At 60.2% G+C, this 19,084-nt stretch carries 16 protein-coding genes; 6 read left to right on the top strand and 10 right to left on the bottom strand.

The window, feature by feature from the left end; genetic code table 11:
- Positions 1 to 2: 2 nt before the first annotated feature.
- The 4 genes from pdsS to ACURWW_RS12735 all read right to left on the bottom strand — a co-directional run bounded on the left by pdsS (position 3) and on the right by ACURWW_RS12735 (position 6,613).
- Entirely contained in the window at positions 3 to 2,060 is a 2,058-nt protein-coding gene (gene pdsS, locus ACURWW_RS12750; protein WP_445617539.1) for a proteobacterial dedicated sortase system histidine kinase, read from the bottom strand.
- A gap of 7 nt (positions 2,061 to 2,067) precedes the next feature.
- The gene (gene pdsR, locus ACURWW_RS12745; RefSeq protein WP_445617540.1) at positions 2,068 to 2,763 is read right to left on the bottom strand and encodes a proteobacterial dedicated sortase system response regulator; all 696 of its coding nucleotides are present in this window, start codon (positions 2,761 to 2,763) and stop codon (positions 2,068 to 2,070) included.
- A 130-nt stretch (positions 2,764 to 2,893) separates the two neighbouring features.
- Positions 2,894 to 3,586 (bottom strand): OmpA family protein, encoded by a 693-nt coding sequence (locus ACURWW_RS12740; protein WP_445617541.1) that lies wholly within the window; start codon positions 3,584 to 3,586, stop codon positions 2,894 to 2,896.
- 867 nt (positions 3,587 to 4,453) lie between these two features.
- On the bottom strand, positions 4,454 to 6,613 hold the full coding sequence (locus tag ACURWW_RS12735) for a S46 family peptidase (RefSeq protein WP_445617542.1): 2,160 nt from the start codon (positions 6,611 to 6,613) through the stop codon (positions 4,454 to 4,456).
- 303 nt (positions 6,614 to 6,916) lie between these two features.
- On the opposite strand from ACURWW_RS12735, the gene ACURWW_RS12730 reads away from it, so the two are divergent.
- Both ACURWW_RS12730 and ACURWW_RS12725 read left to right on the top strand, forming a co-directional pair.
- A complete protein-coding gene (locus ACURWW_RS12730) occupies positions 6,917 to 8,521 on the top strand; it encodes a S41 family peptidase (protein WP_445617543.1) in 1,605 nt (534 codons plus the stop codon).
- 8 nt (positions 8,522 to 8,529) lie between these two features.
- Entirely contained in the window at positions 8,530 to 8,901 is a 372-nt protein-coding gene (locus tag ACURWW_RS12725; RefSeq protein WP_445617544.1) for a hypothetical protein, read from the top strand.
- Positions 8,902 to 8,961: 60 nt separating this feature from the next.
- Here ACURWW_RS12725 and ACURWW_RS12720 read toward each other — a convergent pair whose 3' ends face one another.
- The 3 genes from ACURWW_RS12720 to ACURWW_RS12710 form a co-directional block, all read right to left on the bottom strand.
- Positions 8,962 to 9,747, bottom strand: coding sequence for an SDR family NAD(P)-dependent oxidoreductase (locus ACURWW_RS12720; protein WP_445617545.1), 786 nt, complete (start codon positions 9,745 to 9,747; stop codon positions 8,962 to 8,964).
- An 82-nt stretch (positions 9,748 to 9,829) separates the two neighbouring features.
- On the bottom strand, positions 9,830 to 11,860 hold the full coding sequence (locus ACURWW_RS12715) for a CocE/NonD family hydrolase (RefSeq protein ID WP_445617546.1): 2,031 nt from the start codon (positions 11,858 to 11,860) through the stop codon (positions 9,830 to 9,832).
- A gap of 78 nt (positions 11,861 to 11,938) precedes the next feature.
- Positions 11,939 to 13,246 (bottom strand): ATP-grasp domain-containing protein, encoded by a 1,308-nt coding sequence (locus ACURWW_RS12710; RefSeq protein WP_445617547.1) that lies wholly within the window; start codon positions 13,244 to 13,246, stop codon positions 11,939 to 11,941.
- Between the two features lie 1,091 nt (positions 13,247 to 14,337).
- Between ACURWW_RS12710 and ACURWW_RS12705 the strand changes: the two genes are divergently transcribed.
- A complete protein-coding gene (locus tag ACURWW_RS12705; RefSeq protein ID WP_445617548.1) occupies positions 14,338 to 14,934 on the top strand; it encodes a hypothetical protein in 597 nt (198 codons plus the stop codon).
- Between the two features lie 158 nt (positions 14,935 to 15,092).
- Positions 15,093 to 15,602 (top strand): DUF2244 domain-containing protein, encoded by a 510-nt coding sequence (locus ACURWW_RS12700; RefSeq protein WP_445617549.1) that lies wholly within the window; start codon positions 15,093 to 15,095, stop codon positions 15,600 to 15,602.
- Positions 15,603 to 15,637: 35 nt separating this feature from the next.
- On the opposite strand, the gene ACURWW_RS12695 is transcribed toward ACURWW_RS12700, so the two are convergent.
- Entirely contained in the window at positions 15,638 to 16,006 is a 369-nt protein-coding gene (locus ACURWW_RS12695) for a hypothetical protein (protein WP_445617550.1), read from the bottom strand.
- A 192-nt stretch (positions 16,007 to 16,198) separates the two neighbouring features.
- On the opposite strand from ACURWW_RS12695, the gene ACURWW_RS12690 reads away from it, so the two are divergent.
- Complete coding sequence (locus ACURWW_RS12690; RefSeq protein WP_445617551.1) at positions 16,199 to 16,549, top strand: GFA family protein; 351 nt, start codon at positions 16,199 to 16,201, stop codon at positions 16,547 to 16,549.
- Between the two features lie 37 nt (positions 16,550 to 16,586).
- On the opposite strand, the gene ACURWW_RS12685 is transcribed toward ACURWW_RS12690, so the two are convergent.
- Together ACURWW_RS12685 and ACURWW_RS12680 are read right to left on the bottom strand one after the other, a co-directional pair.
- On the bottom strand, positions 16,587 to 17,663 hold the full coding sequence (locus ACURWW_RS12685; RefSeq protein WP_445617552.1) for a hypothetical protein: 1,077 nt from the start codon (positions 17,661 to 17,663) through the stop codon (positions 16,587 to 16,589).
- Between the two features lie 109 nt (positions 17,664 to 17,772).
- Positions 17,773 to 18,342: an NADPH-dependent FMN reductase gene (locus tag ACURWW_RS12680; protein WP_445617553.1), complete on the bottom strand. Its 570-nt coding sequence runs from the start codon at positions 18,340 to 18,342 to the stop codon at positions 17,773 to 17,775.
- Positions 18,343 to 18,450: 108 nt separating this feature from the next.
- Here ACURWW_RS12680 and soxR point away from each other — a divergent pair, with 108 nt between their 5' ends.
- The gene (gene soxR, locus ACURWW_RS12675; RefSeq protein ID WP_445617554.1) at positions 18,451 to 18,906 is read left to right on the top strand and encodes a redox-sensitive transcriptional activator SoxR; all 456 of its coding nucleotides are present in this window, start codon (positions 18,451 to 18,453) and stop codon (positions 18,904 to 18,906) included.
- The last annotated feature ends 178 nt before the right edge of the window (positions 18,907 to 19,084 follow it).

The following is a 19,084-nucleotide window of genomic DNA, read 5'->3' as shown; positions in this document are numbered from 1 at the left end:
GGCTAAGCGGGAAGAGTTACCGTGAAGCACACCCCTCGATGATCGGTCAGGTTGCGCGCTGACACGGTGCCACCGTGGAACTCCGCGATCAGCCGTACGATATAGAGCCCCAGGCCCAGGTGGTTTCCCCCATCGCCGCGTTGCGTGGCTTTGCGTACCGAGACCAGACTGTCAAAGAGCTGATCCTGCATGTGGTCGGGCAGGGGCGGACCGGTGTTACTGACGCTCAACTGAACCTTGTTCCTCTCGCGGCCGAGCGAGACGGTAATCCGCCCGTCGGGCGGGCAGAAGTCCACGGCGTTGTCCACCAGTTTGTCCAGCATCTGCACGATCAGGTCCGGCGCGCCCAGTAGTGAGTAGCCCTGCTCGCTGGCGGCGATCTCAAGGTCCAGTTGCGCGTTGGGGTAACTGCCCCGATAAGCATTGATCAGCTCGCGCAACAGTTCGTCGAGCGGAAACGGCTCCCGCTGGGCCTGCTGAATACTCTCCTCCATCCTGCTGGCGGAACTCATGGCGTTGAGAATGCCCGCGAGGCGCTGGGAGGCATCCCGCGCGCGCTGAACGTAGGTTCTGGCGCCCGGCTCCAGGTCTTCATGGTTGAGATTCTCCAGCGAGGAGCTCATCACCGCCAGCGGCGTGCGCAACTCGTGGGAGAGTTTGCTGGAAAGGGTTCGCAGGTAATCGGTGTAGTCCCGCAGGCGCCCGAGCAGGCGCCCATAGCTGCGGGTCAGGTCGCCGATTTCGTCGCCGGCCTTCGAACGCAGCAGTTCCGGGTGAATGTGCCCATCATCGCCCACCGCGGAATCGGCTGCCCGCTTCAGCCGCCGAATCCGGAATGACAACCAGCTCGCGTAGGCCAGCAGGCCGAAACCGGTTATTCCCGTGGCCATGAAGGTGTAGAAGAACAGATTGCCGAAGGCGGCGTTGGTTTCCGCCAGCAGCGAGTCCGTGCTCTGCTCCACCGTCACGGCGCCGATGACGCGCTCCTCGGAGTGGATCGGCACGGCGACCCGGCCGACCCGCTGGCGGCCGTTCTGGTACCAGGCCAGGCCAGTGTCGCCCCGCAGCGCCCGGGTTATTTCCGCGGTCCGCATGCGGCCGCTGGCGCGGGCGTCCGGCAGGACCGGAAACTCCCCGGGCCCGATGGCCGCCCGGTACAGCCAGGCCATCAGGGGGTTGGCTGCCCGGCCGCTGCTGCCTTCGTCCGTTCCGGTCAGTGAACCGGCCCGGGCGAGCAACCACTGGCGCTCGTCGATCACTGAGATGCGGCTGCCTTCTTCGGCGTAGGCGGCAAGAATCAGCGCCAGAGTCTCCGAAGGTCGGACCCAGGGAGCGGGGTATTCCATTGGGTTTGAATTGCCGAGGCGCTCATCTTGCTCGTCCTCAGCGGAGGCATCCACGAAGTAATAGTCAAAACCTTCCGCTGCCAGGCGGAGCGGCACCCGCAGTTCTATCTGGTAGCCCTCGGTTGTTTCCCGCCATTCACCCCGGATCCTGTGTTCCTGACGGATGTGCCCCGTTTCATTCAGGTAGCGGGCGGTCACCGTACCATTGCCGCCGGAGCGAAATACGAATTCACGGGCTACATAATCGCCGGGGAAGGTGCGCAGCACCAGGTGATCGCCGCTGGCCATCGCCGGTTGCTGGGGGTTGTGGTGGTCGTGGCTCGGGTCCATCACCCGGAAGAACAGATAAATGTCCTCCCCGTACCAGCCCGAGTAAGTCCTCAGGCTGAAGTCAGGGTTGCGGGGGCCGGTAAATGTGCGGGGCTCGACCCCCAGTGATTCCCACTCCGCGTCGTAGCCGTCCACCGCCGCCGCACTGCGCAAGGGGTGCAGATAACTTTGTTGCGCCCAACCGAAAACCGCAGGATGCTCGGGTGCTGTAATCAGAGCGGCTTCGCTCTCCATGCGCGCGGCCACCGCGCGGGCGGTTGCCTGAAGAGCCTTGGCCTGCCCGTCGCGCAGCGCCTTTTCCATCTGCTGCACGTACTGGCAGCCCGCCCAGGGCAGACTCAGCAGAAAGAGGCTCACGACCAGAAGTTGGCGGCGCAGGTTCATGGGGCCGTCAGGCGCTGCTCGACCAGCGATAGCCCATGCCGTAGGCGGTCTGCAGGGCGTCAAAGCCCGGGTCGATCTGCTGGAACTTCTTGCGGATCCGCTTGATGTGAGAGGTGATGGAATTGTCGTCCAGAACGACGTTGGCCGCGTCCATGAGCTGCTGCCGGTTCTTCACATGCCCCGGGCGGCGGGCCAGCGCATGCACGATCCAGAACTCGGTGACGGTCAGTTCCACAGGCTGCTCCAGCCACTGAACCAGCATGCGGTCCAGATTGATGCGCAAGGGCCCGCGCTGGATCTCCTCATCTTCCCGGCTCGGCTGCCGCAGAGCGTCTATCCGCCGAAACAGGGCCACAATGCGGGCCAGCATATGGGGCTGGCTGATGTCCTTGGTCAGATAGTCATCCGCTCCGAGGCGCAGGCCCGAGATCGCATCGAGCTCGCTGTCGCGGGCCGTTAGGAACATGATGGGCAGGTTCGGCGCCATGGAGCGAAGCTCCCGGCACAGGTCGAAGCCGCCTTCCACTTCGTCTGCCAGGCCAACGTCGATGATCGCGAGGTCCGGCAATTTGGTCTGGAAGGCGGCCAGAGCGTCCGGCCGGTTGCGGTAGAGCTTCACTTGATAACCGTGCCGGCTCAGGGCGTCCCGATAATTGGCCGCCAGTGCCTCTTCGTCTTCCACTATGGCAATTTCTCGTTTCATGGTTCGAAAAGTAGCACATCCATAATCATAAGTCCCCGGCGATGGACCGTCTGCCGGTTGTGCAAGCCGGACACAAAAAAAGCCCGGCAGGGGATGCCGGGCAAGGGCTGAGGAGACAGCAGTGAAAAGGTCAGTGGGCCTGCACCAGATTATCGGCCAGGGTCGGGCTAAGCAGCTCGATATCCACCCGGCGCTCCATGGCATAGGCTTCGTAGTCCCCCTTGGGGGCAACGGAGCGGTCGGCCCCGAAGGACTGGCGCTGGATCCGGTAGGCCTCGATTCCAAGCTCCTGCAGGGCATCTTCCACCGCGCGGGCCCGGTGCTCGGAAAGCACATTGTTGTACTCATCGGTGCCGCGCGGGTCGGCGTAGCCGGTCAGGCGCACGGTCAGGTCCGGGTGTTTCTGCAGAAAATCCGCCAAGGCGTGCACACGCCCCTCGGCTCGTTCGGTCAACCGGTCCGCCCCGGTGTGAAACAGCACCTGGAACTCCAGCTTGTCCAGGGCCAATTGGGACAGCTCGCCCACCTTCTCGTCGGCCTTCGCCAGTTGAGTGTGTAACTGCGCTACTTGCATCTTCTGCTCCGCCAGTTCCAGTTCAGTGATTTCGGCCTGCTCGGCCTTCTCGATTTGCTCTCCCACATAGGCGCCGCCCAGTGCACCCAGGAAAAGCCCCAGCGGGCCGCCGGCCACAGCACCGACAATGGTTGATGTGGTAAATGCCGCTCCCTGCTTCAAGCCGGTGGTGATTTCATTGTCGGTGGCGGGTTCGGCGGCAGCGGTACTGGCAACGGCGATACTGGTCAGGGCTACAATCTTCTTCATCTCGTGATCTCCCGGTTGGCTGTTTACGTGCCCGTGCCCTTCTTGCACAGGCGGAATGTGTGTTCTGTCGAAGCAGCTCGCCCCGACTGATTACCAGTAAACCGCAGAAGATCACGAATCTCGTGGCGGCTTCGGGTCAATTTGCCGATCAAATGTGGCGAAAAATGGCAGGCCACCATGCCGAACTCGTGAGCGTAAATTTGGTTAGCGCAGCGTAACCCAACAGGAAGAGCCCTCGATCCGATTCCAACCTGCGGACGTAGATTCAAGAAGGGCGGTGAATAGTGTTGTGATTTGAACGAGGCAGTTTGAACCACGCGACCGCGGGCGTTGATGGTGAGGTGTTGGGTTACGGCCGTTGGCCTAACCCAACCTACAGGTGTCACCCCCTATCGCCGCCGAGCGTAGGTTGGGTTAGCGCAGCGTAACCCAACAGGAAGAGCCCTCGATCCACTTCCAACCTGCGGACCCAGATGCAACAACGACGGTGGAAAGTGTTTTGATATGAACGAGGCAGTTTGAATCACGCGACCGCGGGCGTTGATGGTGAGGTGTTGGGTTACGGCCGTTGGCCTAACCCAACCTACAGGTAGGTGGCACCCCCTATCGCCGCCGAGCGTAGGTTGGGTTAGCGCAGCGTAACCCAAAAGGAAGAGCCCTCGATCCACTTCCAACCTGCGGACCCAGCTGCAACAACGACGGTGGAAAGTGTTTTGATTTGAACGAGGCAGTTTGAACCGCGCGGACCGCGGGCGTTGATGGTGAGGTGTTGGGTTACGGCCGTTGGCCTAACCCAACCTACAGGTGGCACCCCGTATCGCCACCGAGCGTAGGTTGGGTTAGCGCAGCGTAACCCAACAGGGAGAGTTATCGAATAACCTTCAGTTCGTCGAGCAGATTATCCGCTTCGTCCACGTATTCCATCACCCATAACATGTAGCGAGCATCCACTGCGATTGCGCGGTTCTTTTCCACGTCAAAATCCCAGTCGCCGATAATGCTTTCGTAAACACCGTCGAACAGCAGGCCAACCAATTGCGCTTCGCCGTTCATGATGGCCGAACCGGAATTGCCGCCGGTGATGTCCACGGTGCTCAGGAAATTCACCGGCACTGAATCGATGCTCTCCAACTCGTAGTCGCCATAGGTTTTCTCCCGAATCAGCTGGAGCTGTTTCTGTGGAGCATTGAACGGTGCGTCACCGGTCTGCTTCTCCAGAATTCCTTCCAGAGTGGTAAAGGGTGTATTGCGCAATCCGTCCCGTGGCTGATTGCCGGCAACCCGGCCGTAGGTCACGCGCAACGTGCTGTTGGCGTCCGCATAAATGGGCTCGTCCTGACTGCGTTTGAAAGCAATCAGGGCCTGCATGTAGCGCGAGCGCCATTGCTGCATGTTGCCGTCCAGTTCCTTGGACTCCTCTTCCAGGGCCATGCGCGCGTCGTGAGTGGCGACTGCGTAGCGGATCATTGGGTCCTCGCTGTTGCGGAACTTCTCGGGTGACTTGTTCATCCACTCCAGCCGCACGGACTCGTCATCGAGGTCAGTGGCGGCATAGAGCTCATTAATGCGACTTTGCAGGGCCTGCTTGTCCAGCGACTCTCCAATGTTGAAAAAGTCGTCGAGGGCGGGTACGTGCTGGTCCGCAGGCAGGCTGGCATAACGCTCCAGAATGTAGGCAAGAATGGCTTTGTCTACTTGCTCATCATAGCGTCGCGTCAGGCGTTGCACGGACTGGCGGAATTGCGTGAGGTCGCGCTCCTGGTATCCGGGCTCGCGTTCCGCGTCGGGCTTTTGCTGCTCCACCGCCAGCCGGTACAGGCGGGAAGCCATGAACGGCATGTCGGCATAGGTCATGTAACCGAGCACCAGGTCGCGGGCCTGAGTGGACTGCTCCTGATCGATCAGCTTGCCCAATTCGCGGACGGCGGGACCGTAGCGCTCAGCCATCTCTTCATTGTCTGCCAACCAGGCCATCAGCTCCCTTTCCATGTTCTCCCGGCGCTGTTGGAAATCACTTTTTTCGTAACTTTCCACCATGGAGCGGTAGTTCTTCGCATAGTTGGCGAGACTGGCGATTGTATTCTCGTAACTCAGGCGCGCCTTGCTGCCCGGGTCCGAGTTATTCTCGATCACCTCGATAATGTCTTCCCGCAGTTGCCGCGCGTTGGGGTAGACCCACGTGAACTGGTTCTGTACTTCGTCAGCAGTGCGGTAACGGTTGGTGCTGCCGGGGTAACCCGCCGCCATCACGTAATCTCCGGCTTCCAGATCCCGAGCGTTGATGGTCAGAAAACTTTCGGGCTCGTAGGGCACGTTGTCTTCGGCATAGTCCGCGGGCTTGCCATCCTTGCCCACGTAGGCGCGATAGAAACCGAAATCGCCAGTGTGGCGCGGCCACTGCCAGTTATCGATGTCGCCGCCGAATTTGCCGATGCTCGTGGCCGGGGCATAAACCAAGCGCACGTCGCGAATCTCCAGGCGCTTCATCAGGAAGTACTCCATCCCATGATGGAAGGCCGGAACGCCGCAGCGGTGGATGCCGGTGGATTCGCACTCCTTGATCAGCGCTTTGATATTGTTCTCGATAGTCTGGTAGCGATCCAGACCGCTCATGGTGTCGCTTACCCCATCCAGAACCTGTTCGGTCACGTTGGTGAGTGATTCGGTCACGTAGACCCGCGATCCCGGAGCGGCGGGAACCTCCTCCTTCAGGTCACGGGCTAGAAAGCCGTTCTCCAGAAGGTTGTTCTCCGGAGTGCTGTTGTACTGCACGGAGCCATAGACGCAGTGGTGATTGGTGGCCACCAGGCCTTTGGGGGAAACAAACGAGGCGCTGCATCCCCCGAGGCTGACGATGGCATTCATGGGGAACTCGGTCAGGCTGGTGAGCTTGTCGGGGTTGATCTTCAGGCCCAGGTCCTCCAGTTCTTCCTCCAGCTGAGGAAGCTGGTGCGGTTGCCACATGCCTTCAGCGGCGTGGATCGAGACGCTGAACACCAGCAGTAGTGCCGACATCAATGTGCGCATTATTTTTCTCCAATAATTCGATATGAAAGGTGTGGGCCCTGATGGGACCAAGTGGCGGCACGAATCTCTCCTCTGTGTCGCGCAGGAAAAGCTTCCGGCATGCGCGCGTGATCTGATGCCCGGAATCAGGTTCCGGCATGGAGATTCTCCACGCCATACTTTATGATCCCGCAGGTATCTCAAAATCGACGGTTGAAGCAACAGCATCACCGTTAGGCGATTACCGGCTGCATACCGGGGTTGAACACAGAGGAAGTACCGCCAGCAGTGGCCGGATAATAACAAAACCCATGGAGAGTGATCGTGAATCCACTAACTATTTCTGACCGGTCGGGCAAGCGGCCGTTTATTTTCGTTCATCTGCGTTTGCTGGTCCTTGTGGGGGCCGCAATTTTCGGGCTACAGGGCTGTGGCGGCGACAGCGACAGCGACGACAAGATTGAATTCACGCCGGACCGCAGCGACTGGGAGCCCGGCATATTCCAGGACGCGAGCAGTTTCGTGAATATGTGCGAGAAACCCCGTTCTGGCGTGGACCCGTCCACCGGTGAGCCCTATCCGGATCGGCAGGGACTTGCTCTCGACGAGCGCAATTATCTTCGCTCCTGGAGCCACGAGACCTACCTGTGGTACGACGAAATCCAAGATCGCGACCCCTCGGACTACAACACCCTGGAGTACTTCGACCTTCTGAAAACACCCTTCACCACCGCCGCCGGAAACCCCAAGGACCGCTTTCACTACACCATCCCCACCGACGAGTACCAGAAGCTGACCCAGTCCGGCGTTTCCGTCAGCTACGGCGCCACCTGGAGCATGATCGACCCGCGGCCACCGCGAGAGGTCCGCGTTGCCTATGTGGAGGCGGGGTCTCCGGCCGCCGCTGCGGGCCTGCGCCGCGGTGACCGTGTATTGGCGGTGGACGGCGTGGACCTGTTGTACGGTGACAACGTGGACGTTCTCAATGCGGGCCTCTTTCCTTCCGAGGACGGGGAAAGTCACAGCCTCGAGATGAGCCCGCGGGATGAGCAGCCGGACTTCACCGCGCAACTTACGGCCGCCGAGGTGGAATTTTCAGCGGTGCCCACCGTGGTGGACACCCTGGCGGGTGGACAAGTGGGATACATTCTTTTCAACGACCACATCGCGACTGCGGAAGGTGAGCTGATCGATGCCGTGCAGGACCTTGTGGGTGTCTCGGACCTGGTGCTGGATCTGCGCTACAACGGCGGCGGCTATCTCGCCGTGGCCAGCCAGTTGGCCTACATGATTGCCGGTCCCTCGCGCACCGACGGCAAGGCTTTTGAAAGCCTCGTTCACAATGACAAGCTGAGTCATTGGAACGATCAGCTCGAATTCATTCCGGAAACGATTGGCTTTTCCCGCGCTGAAGGCCAGGCGCTACCCACCCTCGACCTGCCCCGGGTGTTTGTGCTTACCAGTGCGGACACCTGCTCGGCCAGCGAGTCCATTATCAATGGCCTGCGCGGTGCGGACGTGGAGGTGATTCAGATTGGCACCAACACCTGCGGCAAACCTTACGGCTTTTATCCCCAGGACAATTGCGGCACCACCTACTTCACCGTCCAGTTCAAGGGCGCCAACGCCCACGGCTTCGGCGACTATGCGGATGGCTTCGCCCCGGCCGATGCTCTGGGGAGCCCCGGCGAGAAGTTGCCGGGCTGCGATGTGGCGGATGATTTCACGCATGATCTGGGCGATCCCGCCGAGGCCCGGCTGGCGGCGGCCCTGAACTACCGCGCGACTGATGGCGATTGCGGCCCAGCGGGCAGCGCTGGGGCCCAGTTCAAAATGAGCACCACTCAGTCCTCTTCTTCGTCCCTCTCGGCCGTTGATGGGCGCGTTATTAAATCCCCGGCCCTGCAAGGTCGGATTCTGACTCGATGAGGTGCACCATGGGCAGAACTATTCTCCTGGCGGTGACCTGCCTCCTGCTTGTGGCCTGCAAGAAGGGCACGCTGCAGCACGAAGTCCCTGCTGTTCTCAGCGAGCCGGGGCCGGAAGTGCGGGCGGAACTGCGCAAGACGGTGGCGGCGGCAATGAATCGCGAATCCATACTCCTCGCGGAGGACGCCCTCGTCACCAGTAGCCAGCTGATCGTGGAACGCAAGGTTCAGCGCGATCCCCAGGGCGGGCGCATTCTCGGTCGCGACCTGGGAGAGCCGGAGCATTTCCGGCTTTCTCAACGGGACGGAGCCTGTGTCCTGGAGCAACAGAGCAGCGGGCGCAGCTGGGTTCTGAAGAGCGCGCGCTGTCGTCCGGAATAGCAGCGGGCGCTAATGCGCACCCCTCGGAGGACCCGGGTGCATTTCAGATGCCCCGGGCCTTCAGATTCCCGCCACGGAAATGGCGCCATCCACCGGCAGCACCGCACCGTTGATAAAGGACGCGGCCTCGCTGCACAACATGACGACTGGTCCCACCAGTTCGTGCAGTTGGCCCAGCCGCCGGGCCGGCATGCGCTCCACGTACTCCTTCCCCGCCGCAGACTCGAAGTAATCCGCATTGATCTCGGTTTTGAACCAGCCGGGCGCAATGGCATTCACGCGGATCCGGTTCTTCATCAAATCGAGCGCCATGGCCCGGGTGAGTTGCACGACTGCTCCTTTGGATGCGCAGTAGGATGCCTGCCCCGGCTTGGCGGTCAGGCCCAGCACCGAGGCGATGTTCACAATACTCCCCGGTCTGTCGGCCGCGATCATGCGCTGCGCCGTCTCCTGGGCCACGTTCCAGACTCCGTTGAAGTTGGTCTGCATTACGAAGTCCCGGTCCGCCTCACTGACTTTCACGAAATTGCGCGGCTTCGCAACCCCTGCGTTGTTGATCACCGTATCGACTACACCGAAGTGCGCTTCCGCATCGTCCAGGGCGTCGCTGACACTGTCCCGCTTGGATACGTCCATGGCCACCGCCATGGCTTCACCCCCGGCGGCGCGAATTCGCTCCACCAGATCGTCCAGCCGATCCTTGCGCCGGGCCGCGACCACCACCCTCGCACCGACTCCCGCCAAAGCCTCCGCCACCGCGGCGCCGATGCCGCTGGAAGCGCCGGTCACAAGGGCGGTCCTGTGATTCAGGGAAAATCGCTCAAGGGAAAATTCGTTCGTCTGCATTGCCAGATTCCGGTTGTGAATGTGCAGACGATTGTAAACCAGTGGAGAAGGGTGCCGATAACGGTCTCTGGCGGGCAGCGGGTCACATGTGATCCCTGGGAATCCGGCGGTCCCAGTTGCGCGAATAAACCCGCTTGTCGCCCTCCCAGGCATCCAACTCCGCGTGGATGAAAAAAGTGCTTTCGTCGCAGGTCAGCACTGTGCGCGTGGTTGTGCGGACGCGCCAGTCCTCCCGGGCGAAAACCCGTTCGCTGCGGGTTTCGCCGCGAAGCGAACTGAAGTCATCGTTCTGAAAGGTATACCAGTCCCAGGTCCGGTCAGTTACTTCCAGATCGATATCGTCAATCCGGAAGCGCCCATCATCCTTGATAACTTCCAGCATCGAAAGGTCCGCGGCCAGATCCCGGTGAACCAGCCAATTGTGTTCCGGCTCTTCCAACTGTGTGGAAGGCCCCGGCCAACTCGCTTCCGGCGCCGGAAAGGCAATGCGATCGTCGTCGGGCCGAGGCTCCCGAACCGGCAGTGTCAGGCTGCTTTCGCCGATCAGCACCTCAAGGCGGGTTGGGCGCGGCGGCGCCCAGGCCAGCGGCCAGTAGGAGGTGGAAATGCTCACCCGCAGGCGATGGCCCGCGGGAATGGTTTGGGCCACGTGGTTCAGCGGCACCCGCACCCGGTACTTTTGGCCCGGGATCAGTGCTTCGGGTCGGTCGTGTCCGTCCCTGTGGCAAAGGTTCAGCAACCCATAGGTAATGCGTGTGGCTTTGTCGTCCGGCGCCACATCGGACAATCGCACCGCCATCATTGCCCGGCTTTCACTGGCAGTCACCACCGCATCCAACTCCGGCGAGCCCAGGAACTCCAGATCTTCGCTCAAGGGCTCACTCTGAAAAACCAGCGCCCCGCCGTCTTCTTCCCGCTGGTCGTGCGGCAGATCCGGTGCGGCCGTATAAGAGCACCACTTGCCTGCGAACAGGCCCACGCTCAGCGGAGACTGAACACTCTTTGCCAGTCCCTCGTCGGCCGTATTCCGCCGCTCGCATAGCATGTGACCACTCGCTAACCAAAACCGGCGAGAGCGAATGCCGGGGGACGGCCACTCTGGTTCCGCCACCCAGCGACCGGGGCGCTCCTGATAGTAGGTCGTGGGCGGAACACTTTCCTGCATCCAGGCGCGCAACAGGGGCTCCCGTTCAATCCCCGTATCGCGGCCTTTCAGCCAGTGGTCCCACCATCGTAGCGCTTCCTGGAGGAAGCCGATCGCGGGTCCGGGTATGCCCAGGTGCGGGTACTTATGTCCCCAGGGTCCAATCAGGGCCTGGCGCGGTACCTCCAGGTGCTCCATCAGCCGGAAAATGGCGTTCGTGTAGCCGTCTGCCCAGCCCCCGATTGCCAGCACCGGACACTGAATGCGACTGTAATCCTCGCAGACCGAGCCGTGGCGCCAGTAGTCGTCCCGGCGTTGATGCCGCAACCAGATGTCCAGCCACAGGCCGCTGCCTTCCAGCCGCTCCATCCACATCTCACGCCACCGTTCCCCGACAAGGGCCGGGTCGGGAGGGCAGCTGTTGACCGAGAACATGGTGGTGGACTCGGACAGATTGTCGGTCAGCAGGCACCCGCCCATGTAATGCATGTTGTCCCGGTAAAGGTCCTCCGTGGAGCAGGCGCTGATCACTGCCTTCAATGCGGGCGGACGCAGCGCCGCAATCTGCAGTGCATTGAACCCGCCCCAGGAGATTCCCATCATCCCCACGGCTCCGTCGCACCAGGGTTGCTGCGCGGCCCATTCGATGGCTCGCAATCCGTCCTGTTGTTCCTGCAAACGATACTGGTCCCGCAGGACTCCGTCGGCATCGCCACTGCCGCGCATGTCCACGCGCAGGCAGGCATAGCCGTGCCCGGCCAGGTAAGGATGAATCATTTCGTCCCGGCGGCGGGTCAGATCCCGCTTGCGATAGGGCAGGTACTCAATAATGGCGGGAACGGGCTGTGTTTCGGCGTTCGAGGGAAGCCACAGCCGCGCGGCGAGCTGTTGTCCATCGGGCAACGGAATGCTCAGGTGTTCAACGGTGCGGACCGTGTTGGGGAAGCTGTCGTGATCGCGCCAATGCATAAGCAGATTCAGCATTAATTGCGGAAAAATGTGGTCGGAGACGGACTCAGTGTTGGCTGCCTGGGCCCGTCTCCGTGCTCAGGCGGCTTTGATGGGATCAAACCTGAAGGGCAGCATGTCCACGGCGCGACGGTACTTCTGCTCCATTTCCGCCACTGTGTGGCCGGCTACCAGGACTTCCGCCAGTACATAGCTGTAAGCGTCCTGATCCACCAGTCGGGACAGCCGATCGCCCCGATGGATGTTCAGGTGGACCTGGGTGTCCGGCTGTTCCCGGCGAAGGCGCTCCAGATCTTCGTCGCTGGGAACCTGAATGGCGATACCGTCAGTCAGGTCGTAGCGACGGAGCAGGAACTTGGCAGCGTGTTCGAAGCGCCCGGAGCCGTGCTCGAACAGCGGTTTGTCTCCCAGTGCCACATGCACAGCCACTTCGTGGTTGGACATTCCGTCCACCTGCTCGAACTGATAGCTATGGCTTTGCGACATGCGTGGGTTGACTTCAACCAAACTCAATCGATCCGTGTCCGGGTCCCAGAAGTATTCGATATTAAAGCACCCGTTGTCGAAGCCCACCTGTTTCATCACCCGCTTGGCGACATCGACGGCCCGCTCCTGAACCGACGCCGGTGCCCGCGACGGGTATTCGTAGCGCTGAAAGCTTTTGCCATTTTCAGCCTGTACCATGTCGAACATGCCGTGCACATGGCATTCGCCGTTTTGCACGTAACCTTCCGGCGCGAATTCGTGCCCGTAGATCAGCTCTTCCGCCATTAGATAGTTGCCATTCACACCATTCAGGTCCGGCGGCAGAGTCACCCGGTCGAGCATCGTATTGAATTCATTCCCTATGCGACCGATTCTGTCCCGAGCGATGCCGATCGCCCGTTCAAATTCTTCTGCATTGTCCACGCGGAACCCCAGCAGAGAATTGTAGCCTTTCACGGGTTTGAGCCAGAAAGGGAAGTCGAGCGTGACCTGGTCAAGCGGATTGTCAGCGAAGGGATCCACAGCGCAGAAGGCGGGCGTCACCTCCGGGGCAACTTTCTGTTGCTCAAGACGGCTCCAGTACTTGTGGGAGCATTTGAGAATGGACTCCAGTGTGGGATACCGCAGGCCGAACTCGGCGGCCAGGATCGCGGCCATGGGGTTAACCGGAAAGTCCCAGTGGCAAATGATTCCATGCACTTCCCCGGTATACCCGGCAAGCGTGGCGCCAGCCTTGTCGAGCTTCGCTTCGATATCGAAATTTTCTTGATAGACCAATTCGCTGCTGTGCAGCAAGGGGTGAAAGCGAAAGCGTTCCCGGTCCGGAAGGGCCTGCAAGTCCCGCTCGTGCTGCTCGTCGTATCCCAGAACAAAAATATTCTTAGGTTCTGTAGCCGCCATAAATGTACCTCTTAGAAATAACCAATCGTGTGCCGGGCCTCCGGGGCGGATCGGAACATCTGGCCCAGGCATTCAAAACACCGTCCTGCAAATTGCTGTCCACCCTTCGAAATGATGCGCCGGAAAATCGTCGAGCCAACGGTGGCGAGTGGTTTCCGAATGGCTGAACCTGAGCTTCATTTTTCAGTGCGGATGGATCGCGCAGGTTGTGTTGAGGAACGGTTCATTGCATAGGACTTGTAAGAATTTCAGGCGCAATCGGGTGCTGAGTCTGTCTCTGCGGGAGAGATCGCAGGAGTTCGCTTGCAATGTGACGATCAAGTCCGCCTGACGATGTGCCCTCTGTCGGATTGAAACTCCGATGGGTGGAAACCTCGGCCAGAAGCGAACCAGGTCCGTCTAGGCCCGGAAAATGCTTAAAGACCGGGGCGAATCGAGCAGGAACTCGAAGAGCAGGAAGAAATTGCCCCGGCAGAGACGGATTTCTGCAGAGAAGGAACTCATTGACTGGGACAGGGTAGAAGGAACCGGAAACGGTTTCGAAGGATCTCGACAGCCCAGGGGGCAAGCTCACCGACTTGGACGTGGCCGGTGGCGGAACGGATAGAACCGCATGGATGCGAGACCAGCGAATGGAGCAATCCATTAAGCACTGGGTACCGGCATGGAGATGGCGGAGCGCCACGGAGATGGAAGGAACCATCCCGTGGCGTGATGTTGCCGGAGGAAGAGTAGTAAACGCAGGATGCGGCTACTACGCATTTCAAGGGACTGCCAGGTAAAGGACTACATCGCCAAGGGAAAGTGGCTCAGCAAGGATAGCGCAAGGATCTGCGCTATCCTTGCTTTCTTTTGGGCGGCCGCAAATCGGCCGTCAGTTCATCTTCACTTCCCGCCATCATCGCGCAGCGGTATAGCCCGGGCGCAAGTCCGTGCCCGGACGTGACGAGGCGCTCAGCGGCGACGGAAGATGAAGGCCTGAACGAACCATGAAGCTCCGGTATTGTCCACCCTAACGACACCTTCACCCGGTCGCGCCGCACGGAATCGCCAGAGCGATCGAAAATCACCCAACAACAGGGGAAAAGACTATGCGATCCACCTCCTCTTTCACAATTTCCGGCTTTCTGGCCCTCCTTGCGCTCTCTCTGTATAGTTTGAGTGGCTATGCGCAGCCTGTGGACCAGCAAGGCCCCGGAGCCCCTGAGGATGATCCCGCAGCTATCCAGCAAAAGGCGCAACAGGTTCAATCGGAACTGATCGAAATACAGCGACAGACTCTCGAGGAAAACCCGGAGTTGCGCGACCAGGGGGAAGCCCTCGAAGAGCTGATTACACAAATCATGGAAGAGCAGGGTGCAACGCCTGAAGAAGACACCCAGCGTCTGCAGGAGCTGCAGCAGCAGGCTCAGGATCCTCAGGCCAGCGACACAGAGCGGCAGGAAATGGCAGCAGAATTCCAACAGATCCAGGAAGACCTGATTCGCGCGCGCCAGCGGGCGACTGAAGACGAACAGGTTCAGACCCAGCAGATGGAGTTCCAGACCGCCATGCTGGAGGCCATGCAGGAACAGGATCCGCGAACAGAAGAACTGCTGGCGGAGATGCGGGAAATTCAGCTTCAGGCGCAGCGCCAGATGCAACAGCAAATCCAGCAACAGCAGGGACAGCCGGAACCGGCTCAGTAAAACACCGGCTCAGTAAAACACTTAATAAAATAACAGGGCTGAGGCAACGCCCGTCAGAAACTCGGACTTTTGCTGCCGCCTCTCTGGCGGCGTATCGAGCAGGCCTGCGTGTGGTGACCTAAGGCGGCCTGGCACTACAATAGGGGGCGTAGAGACGAGTGCTTGATGTCCAACGGATTGATGAGGAGCTCTTCCTGATCCTGCGCCCCAACCGTTCATTGTCCTGGCGCGGCAACCAGTATGTTTTGCTGGTCATGTCTCTCTGGCTCGGCGGCTTCGCTCTGAGCTTTGCGCTGATGGGGGCGTGGATGATTCTGCCCTTGGTAGGCCTCGAACTGCTGGCCCTTGCTGCCGCCCTTTATTACGTGTCCTGGAAGTTGTCCCATTGCGAGGTGCTGCACATCAGCAGGGACCAGGTGCATATCGCCAAGGGTGCGAGCAGGCCGACCTACAGCCAGAGTCTGCCGCGCGCCGAAGTCATCGTGCATGTCGCGGCCGCCTCACACCCATGGGGTGCGCCCCATATCCAACTGCTCACCCGCATGGCCCCCGGTATTCGGATTGGTGAATTTCTCAACCAGGATGACTGCAAGGAGCTCCTTCGGCATCTGGGCTCGGCGCGCCTTACAACCCGGCACTCGAACGGAAGTGTCCGTGTAGCGTTCTGAGCCGCGGACCTCCCTGTCCGCTGCTCGTGCCCCAATCAGGGGCGTGAGGGTGTGTTGGGCGCCCAGGGGGATGGGGACTGCTGGCGGCTGGCGGTGCTGAACACCGTAGCCGCCGTGGCCTCGAACTGATCCTTGCAGTCGGCGAGGCTCGGAAAGCCCAGGGCTTTCAGCTCTTTCGAAACACGTTCAGACTTTTCGGTGGCAAGTTGCTCGTGGTAGGTCTCATAGACCTCTTCGTCCGAAGCGAGGGTCCGAAACAGCTCCCGCTGCTGGCCTACCTGCTCCTGTAAATTGGCGAATTCGTCCTGATAGCGTTCGGCCACGCTGGCCGGCGACGCCCCCAGAACAGGTTCAAATGCCCCTTCTTCAAGAACGGTAAACAAACGTTTCACTTCATGCGCCATGGAATTACCTCTGTGCAATTATCGGCGCAGCAAGTGTGCAGGTTCCGTTCCTGATCAGACGGTCTCGCATTACCGTGGACGCTGCCGCTATACTCGCGTTCGAGCGGCCGGAATCCACTGGTTTTGCAGGTCCATTGCATTCTAAGTCCGTTGGATCCGGTGAATGAAACTGGACAGACAAAAGGAGAGAGCATGAATACTCACAAAGGCTCCTGTCACTGTGGCGAAGTGCAGTACGAAGTGGACATGGATATCGAAGAACTCATGTCCTGCAACTGTTCCATCTGTTCCCGTCGGGGGCATCTGCTGGCCTTTACCAGCGAAGACAACTTCCGGCTGCGGCAGGGCGAAGACGTCCTGAGGGATTATCAGTTCGGGTCCGGAAACATCCATCACCTGTTCTGCAGCAACTGCGGCGTCAACTCATTCGGCCGCGGCAGCATGCCTGATGGAACCCTCATGGTGGCGATCAATGCCCGTTGCCTGGAGAACTTCGACTGGCGCGCGGTGCCGGTCAAGGAAGTGGATGGAGCGAGTTTCTAACTCGCTACGCTATCGCAAAGCCAAGGGGTGACCCGTTTCAAACGTCCTCTTTGATTTCACCGTCTTCCAACTCGACACTGTTTTCCAGTGACCGGGTAAACGCGCCCGTGAAGGCGTGGCGGAGAACGTTGACGAAGGTGCGCCAGATGCCGGCCTCGGGCTCTTCGATGGTGCCGCTGATGGGAATGCGCGTGGCGACATCTTCCTCGTCACTTTCGAAGAGGTCTGCTGTCACATCCAGCGTAGCCTCCCAGGCCTTTTGCAGGATGCCCTTGGATTCATCGTCCAGATCGAAGATCTCGATGTTCTCCGTAAACGGTTTGGCGTAGCCTTCAAAGCGACCATCCTTTGCCGCCAACTCCAAATAGAGAGCGAAAATGCCCGCATGGGCGTCGGCATTCAGGTATTCGCGCATCCAGGGATTCAGCTCGGTCACTTGCACCGGGTCGAGGGTCGCGTTGACATCAAAGGTGGGCTGCTCCGCGGTCGGTTCCGCCCGGCCGACGATCAGCAGCTTGGCCCCCATGGCCTGACTTTCGAAGTCAAAGGTCGCAAACGCCTCGTCTTCCCCTTCCACCTCCACCACGTTGGTGAGGTTCTTCAACTCTCCATTGAGCTGACTCAGAGTGATGGCGTCCTCGGTCTGAATGCCGGGGGTGCGAAAACGAACGGTTCCGTCCCGCACCTTGATGCTGTCGAAGCGGAACGGAAAAAGCTGTTCGAATTGCTCCTGCCAGTCTTCCTCTTCCCCGGTCTGAGCCTGGGTTTCGTCTTCCGCCTCCACCATGTTCAGCTCGGGCCGCCAGAAGATCACTTCCGCCACGACCGCGCCGTCCAGCAAGCGGCCCCAGTCCACCGCCAGGTCGATGGCATCGGCAACGAAGAAGGGCTCCAGGCCCTCGGCCTGTTCCTTCTCCACCACGATGCCCTCGATCTGGTAGGCGCCCCGCCACAGCGCCACATCGATATCTTCCACCTGACCGCCGTAACCATCCAGGGAGGCAAGTTGGCGATTCACATAACCCTCGATCATCCAGGGAAGCGCGACGCGCAATCCGACCAGGACGAGAACGACGATCAGGAGAATTGTTGCGGTTTTGCTCCGCGTCTTCATCGAGGCGACTCCCGGCCCCTTGCCTGGCAGTGTCGAAAGATCGGCAGGGGGTACCCACATCAGGGTGAAGCAGGAAATGAGCCATTCGACGGAGGCTGCATCGTCCCGGCTACCGTACAGCCTCGTAGGGCCGGTCCGCGCAGGCTTGTGCATGTTTCAGCGCGCTGGCCCACCATTGAAGTTGTTCCAACAGCTTGACCATGGAGCGACGGGTGCGCGCCCCATCCTTGAGTTGACCTGCGGCATCGAAGCGCTCCCAGGGAGAGGCGAATGGCAGATAGGCGTGGATGCACACTGCGTGCAGCTCCACGAACACTTGCCGCAGTTGTTGAACCGCACGGGTTCCGCCCGCAACGCCGCCGTAAGAGACAAAGGCAACCGGCTTGAGCTGCCACTCCTCGCGAAAAGCATCGATCACCAGCTTCAGTGCTGCCGGGAAGCTGTGGTTGTATTCCGGTGTAACCACCAGGATGGCATCGCTGGCTGCGATCGTGGCGGCGGCCTCGTCTACGCGCGTGGTTCCGCTCTCGGGGCTGATCAGCGCTGGCGCCAGGTCGCGCGGATCCACCACGTTCAGTTCCACAGCTCCGAACTCGTCAATCTGGCTGATGCACCATTCGGCGATGGTGTCGCAAAACCGACCTTCTCTGTTGCTTCCGTAGATCAAAGTGAGTTTCATGGATGCTCCTTTCAAGTGGGGTGGGATTGACCCGAATGAGCCCTCTTGCTCATCCGTCAAATCGAAGGCTATCCTAGAAGCTCAACTTAACTTCAGGTCAACAGGAAAATGTCAGAGGCTCCGGAATCGTTCGTTTACAAAAAAGAGCTCAGCGTTGGGGCGGTGGCTAAGCGCTGCGGTGTGGCGCCCTCGGCTTTGCATTTCTATGAGAGCAAGGGCTTGATCAGCAGCTACCGCACTGCGGGCAACCAGCGGCGCTACCGGCGTGATGTCATCCGGCGCGTGTCACTGATCAAGGTGGCGCAGCGATTGGGCGTGTCGCTGGAGGAAATCAAAACCGCCTTTGAGCAATTGCCGGCGGACAAAACGGCCAGCCAGAAGGATTGGGCGAAGCTGTCCAGGCAATGGGGCAAGCAGCTGGATGAGCGCATCGAAAAACTCAGAAACCTGCGCGCCCAACTAAGCGACTGTATTGGCTGCGGATGTCTGTCCACCGAGACCTGCCCTTTGCGCAACCCGTGGGATGAACTGGCTCGCAAGGGACCCGGCCCCCATCTCCTGTAATCATCTGAACGGCGCTTCTGTAGATCGGGTCTGCTCGTGCCTGCGGGGGGGTTCATTCTGTTGGGTTACGCTTCGCTAACCCAACCTACGCAGCGAACGGCACCCGTAGATACCATCTGCCCTAACTTCCCGCAACGGGCTATGTTGCCCAATGCGGGTCGTATGCCGTTTGGTGTTT

This window comes from Gilvimarinus sp. F26214L (assembly GCF_054401055.1).
Note: the sequence above shows the minus strand (reverse complement) of the source record. Positions and strands in the feature narration are given on the sequence as shown.

What these genes read in the sequence shown, in the direction of transcription:
- ACURWW_RS12680 (WP_445617553.1), bottom strand. Translation starts at nt 18,342, where the DNA reads ATGAAACTCACTTTGATCTACGGAAGCAACAGAGAAGGTCGGTTTTGC.
- ACURWW_RS12725 (WP_445617544.1), top strand. Translation starts at nt 8,530, where the DNA reads ATGGGCAGAACTATTCTCCTGGCGGTGACCTGCCTCCTGCTTGTGGCC.
- ACURWW_RS12710 (WP_445617547.1), bottom strand. Translation starts at nt 13,246, where the DNA reads ATGGCGGCTACAGAACCTAAGAATATTTTTGTTCTGGGATACGACGAG.
- ACURWW_RS12690 (WP_445617551.1), top strand. Translation starts at nt 16,199, where the DNA reads ATGAATACTCACAAAGGCTCCTGTCACTGTGGCGAAGTGCAGTACGAA.
- ACURWW_RS12695 (WP_445617550.1), bottom strand. Translation starts at nt 16,006, where the DNA reads ATGGCGCATGAAGTGAAACGTTTGTTTACCGTTCTTGAAGAAGGGGCA.
- ACURWW_RS12720 (WP_445617545.1), bottom strand. Translation starts at nt 9,747, where the DNA reads ATGCAGACGAACGAATTTTCCCTTGAGCGATTTTCCCTGAATCACAGG.
- ACURWW_RS12715 (WP_445617546.1), bottom strand. Translation starts at nt 11,860, where the DNA reads ATGCATTGGCGCGATCACGACAGCTTCCCCAACACGGTCCGCACCGTT.
- ACURWW_RS12735 (WP_445617542.1), bottom strand. Translation starts at nt 6,613, where the DNA reads ATGCGCACATTGATGTCGGCACTACTGCTGGTGTTCAGCGTCTCGATC.
- ACURWW_RS12705 (WP_445617548.1), top strand. Translation starts at nt 14,338, where the DNA reads ATGCGATCCACCTCCTCTTTCACAATTTCCGGCTTTCTGGCCCTCCTT.
- ACURWW_RS12740 (WP_445617541.1), bottom strand. Translation starts at nt 3,586, where the DNA reads ATGAAGAAGATTGTAGCCCTGACCAGTATCGCCGTTGCCAGTACCGCT.
- ACURWW_RS12685 (WP_445617552.1), bottom strand. Translation starts at nt 17,663, where the DNA reads ATGAAGACGCGGAGCAAAACCGCAACAATTCTCCTGATCGTCGTTCTC.
- soxR (WP_445617554.1), top strand. Translation starts at nt 18,451, where the DNA reads ATGTCAGAGGCTCCGGAATCGTTCGTTTACAAAAAAGAGCTCAGCGTT.
- pdsR (WP_445617540.1), bottom strand. Translation starts at nt 2,763, where the DNA reads ATGAAACGAGAAATTGCCATAGTGGAAGACGAAGAGGCACTGGCGGCC.
- pdsS (WP_445617539.1), bottom strand. Translation starts at nt 2,060, where the DNA reads ATGAACCTGCGCCGCCAACTTCTGGTCGTGAGCCTCTTTCTGCTGAGT.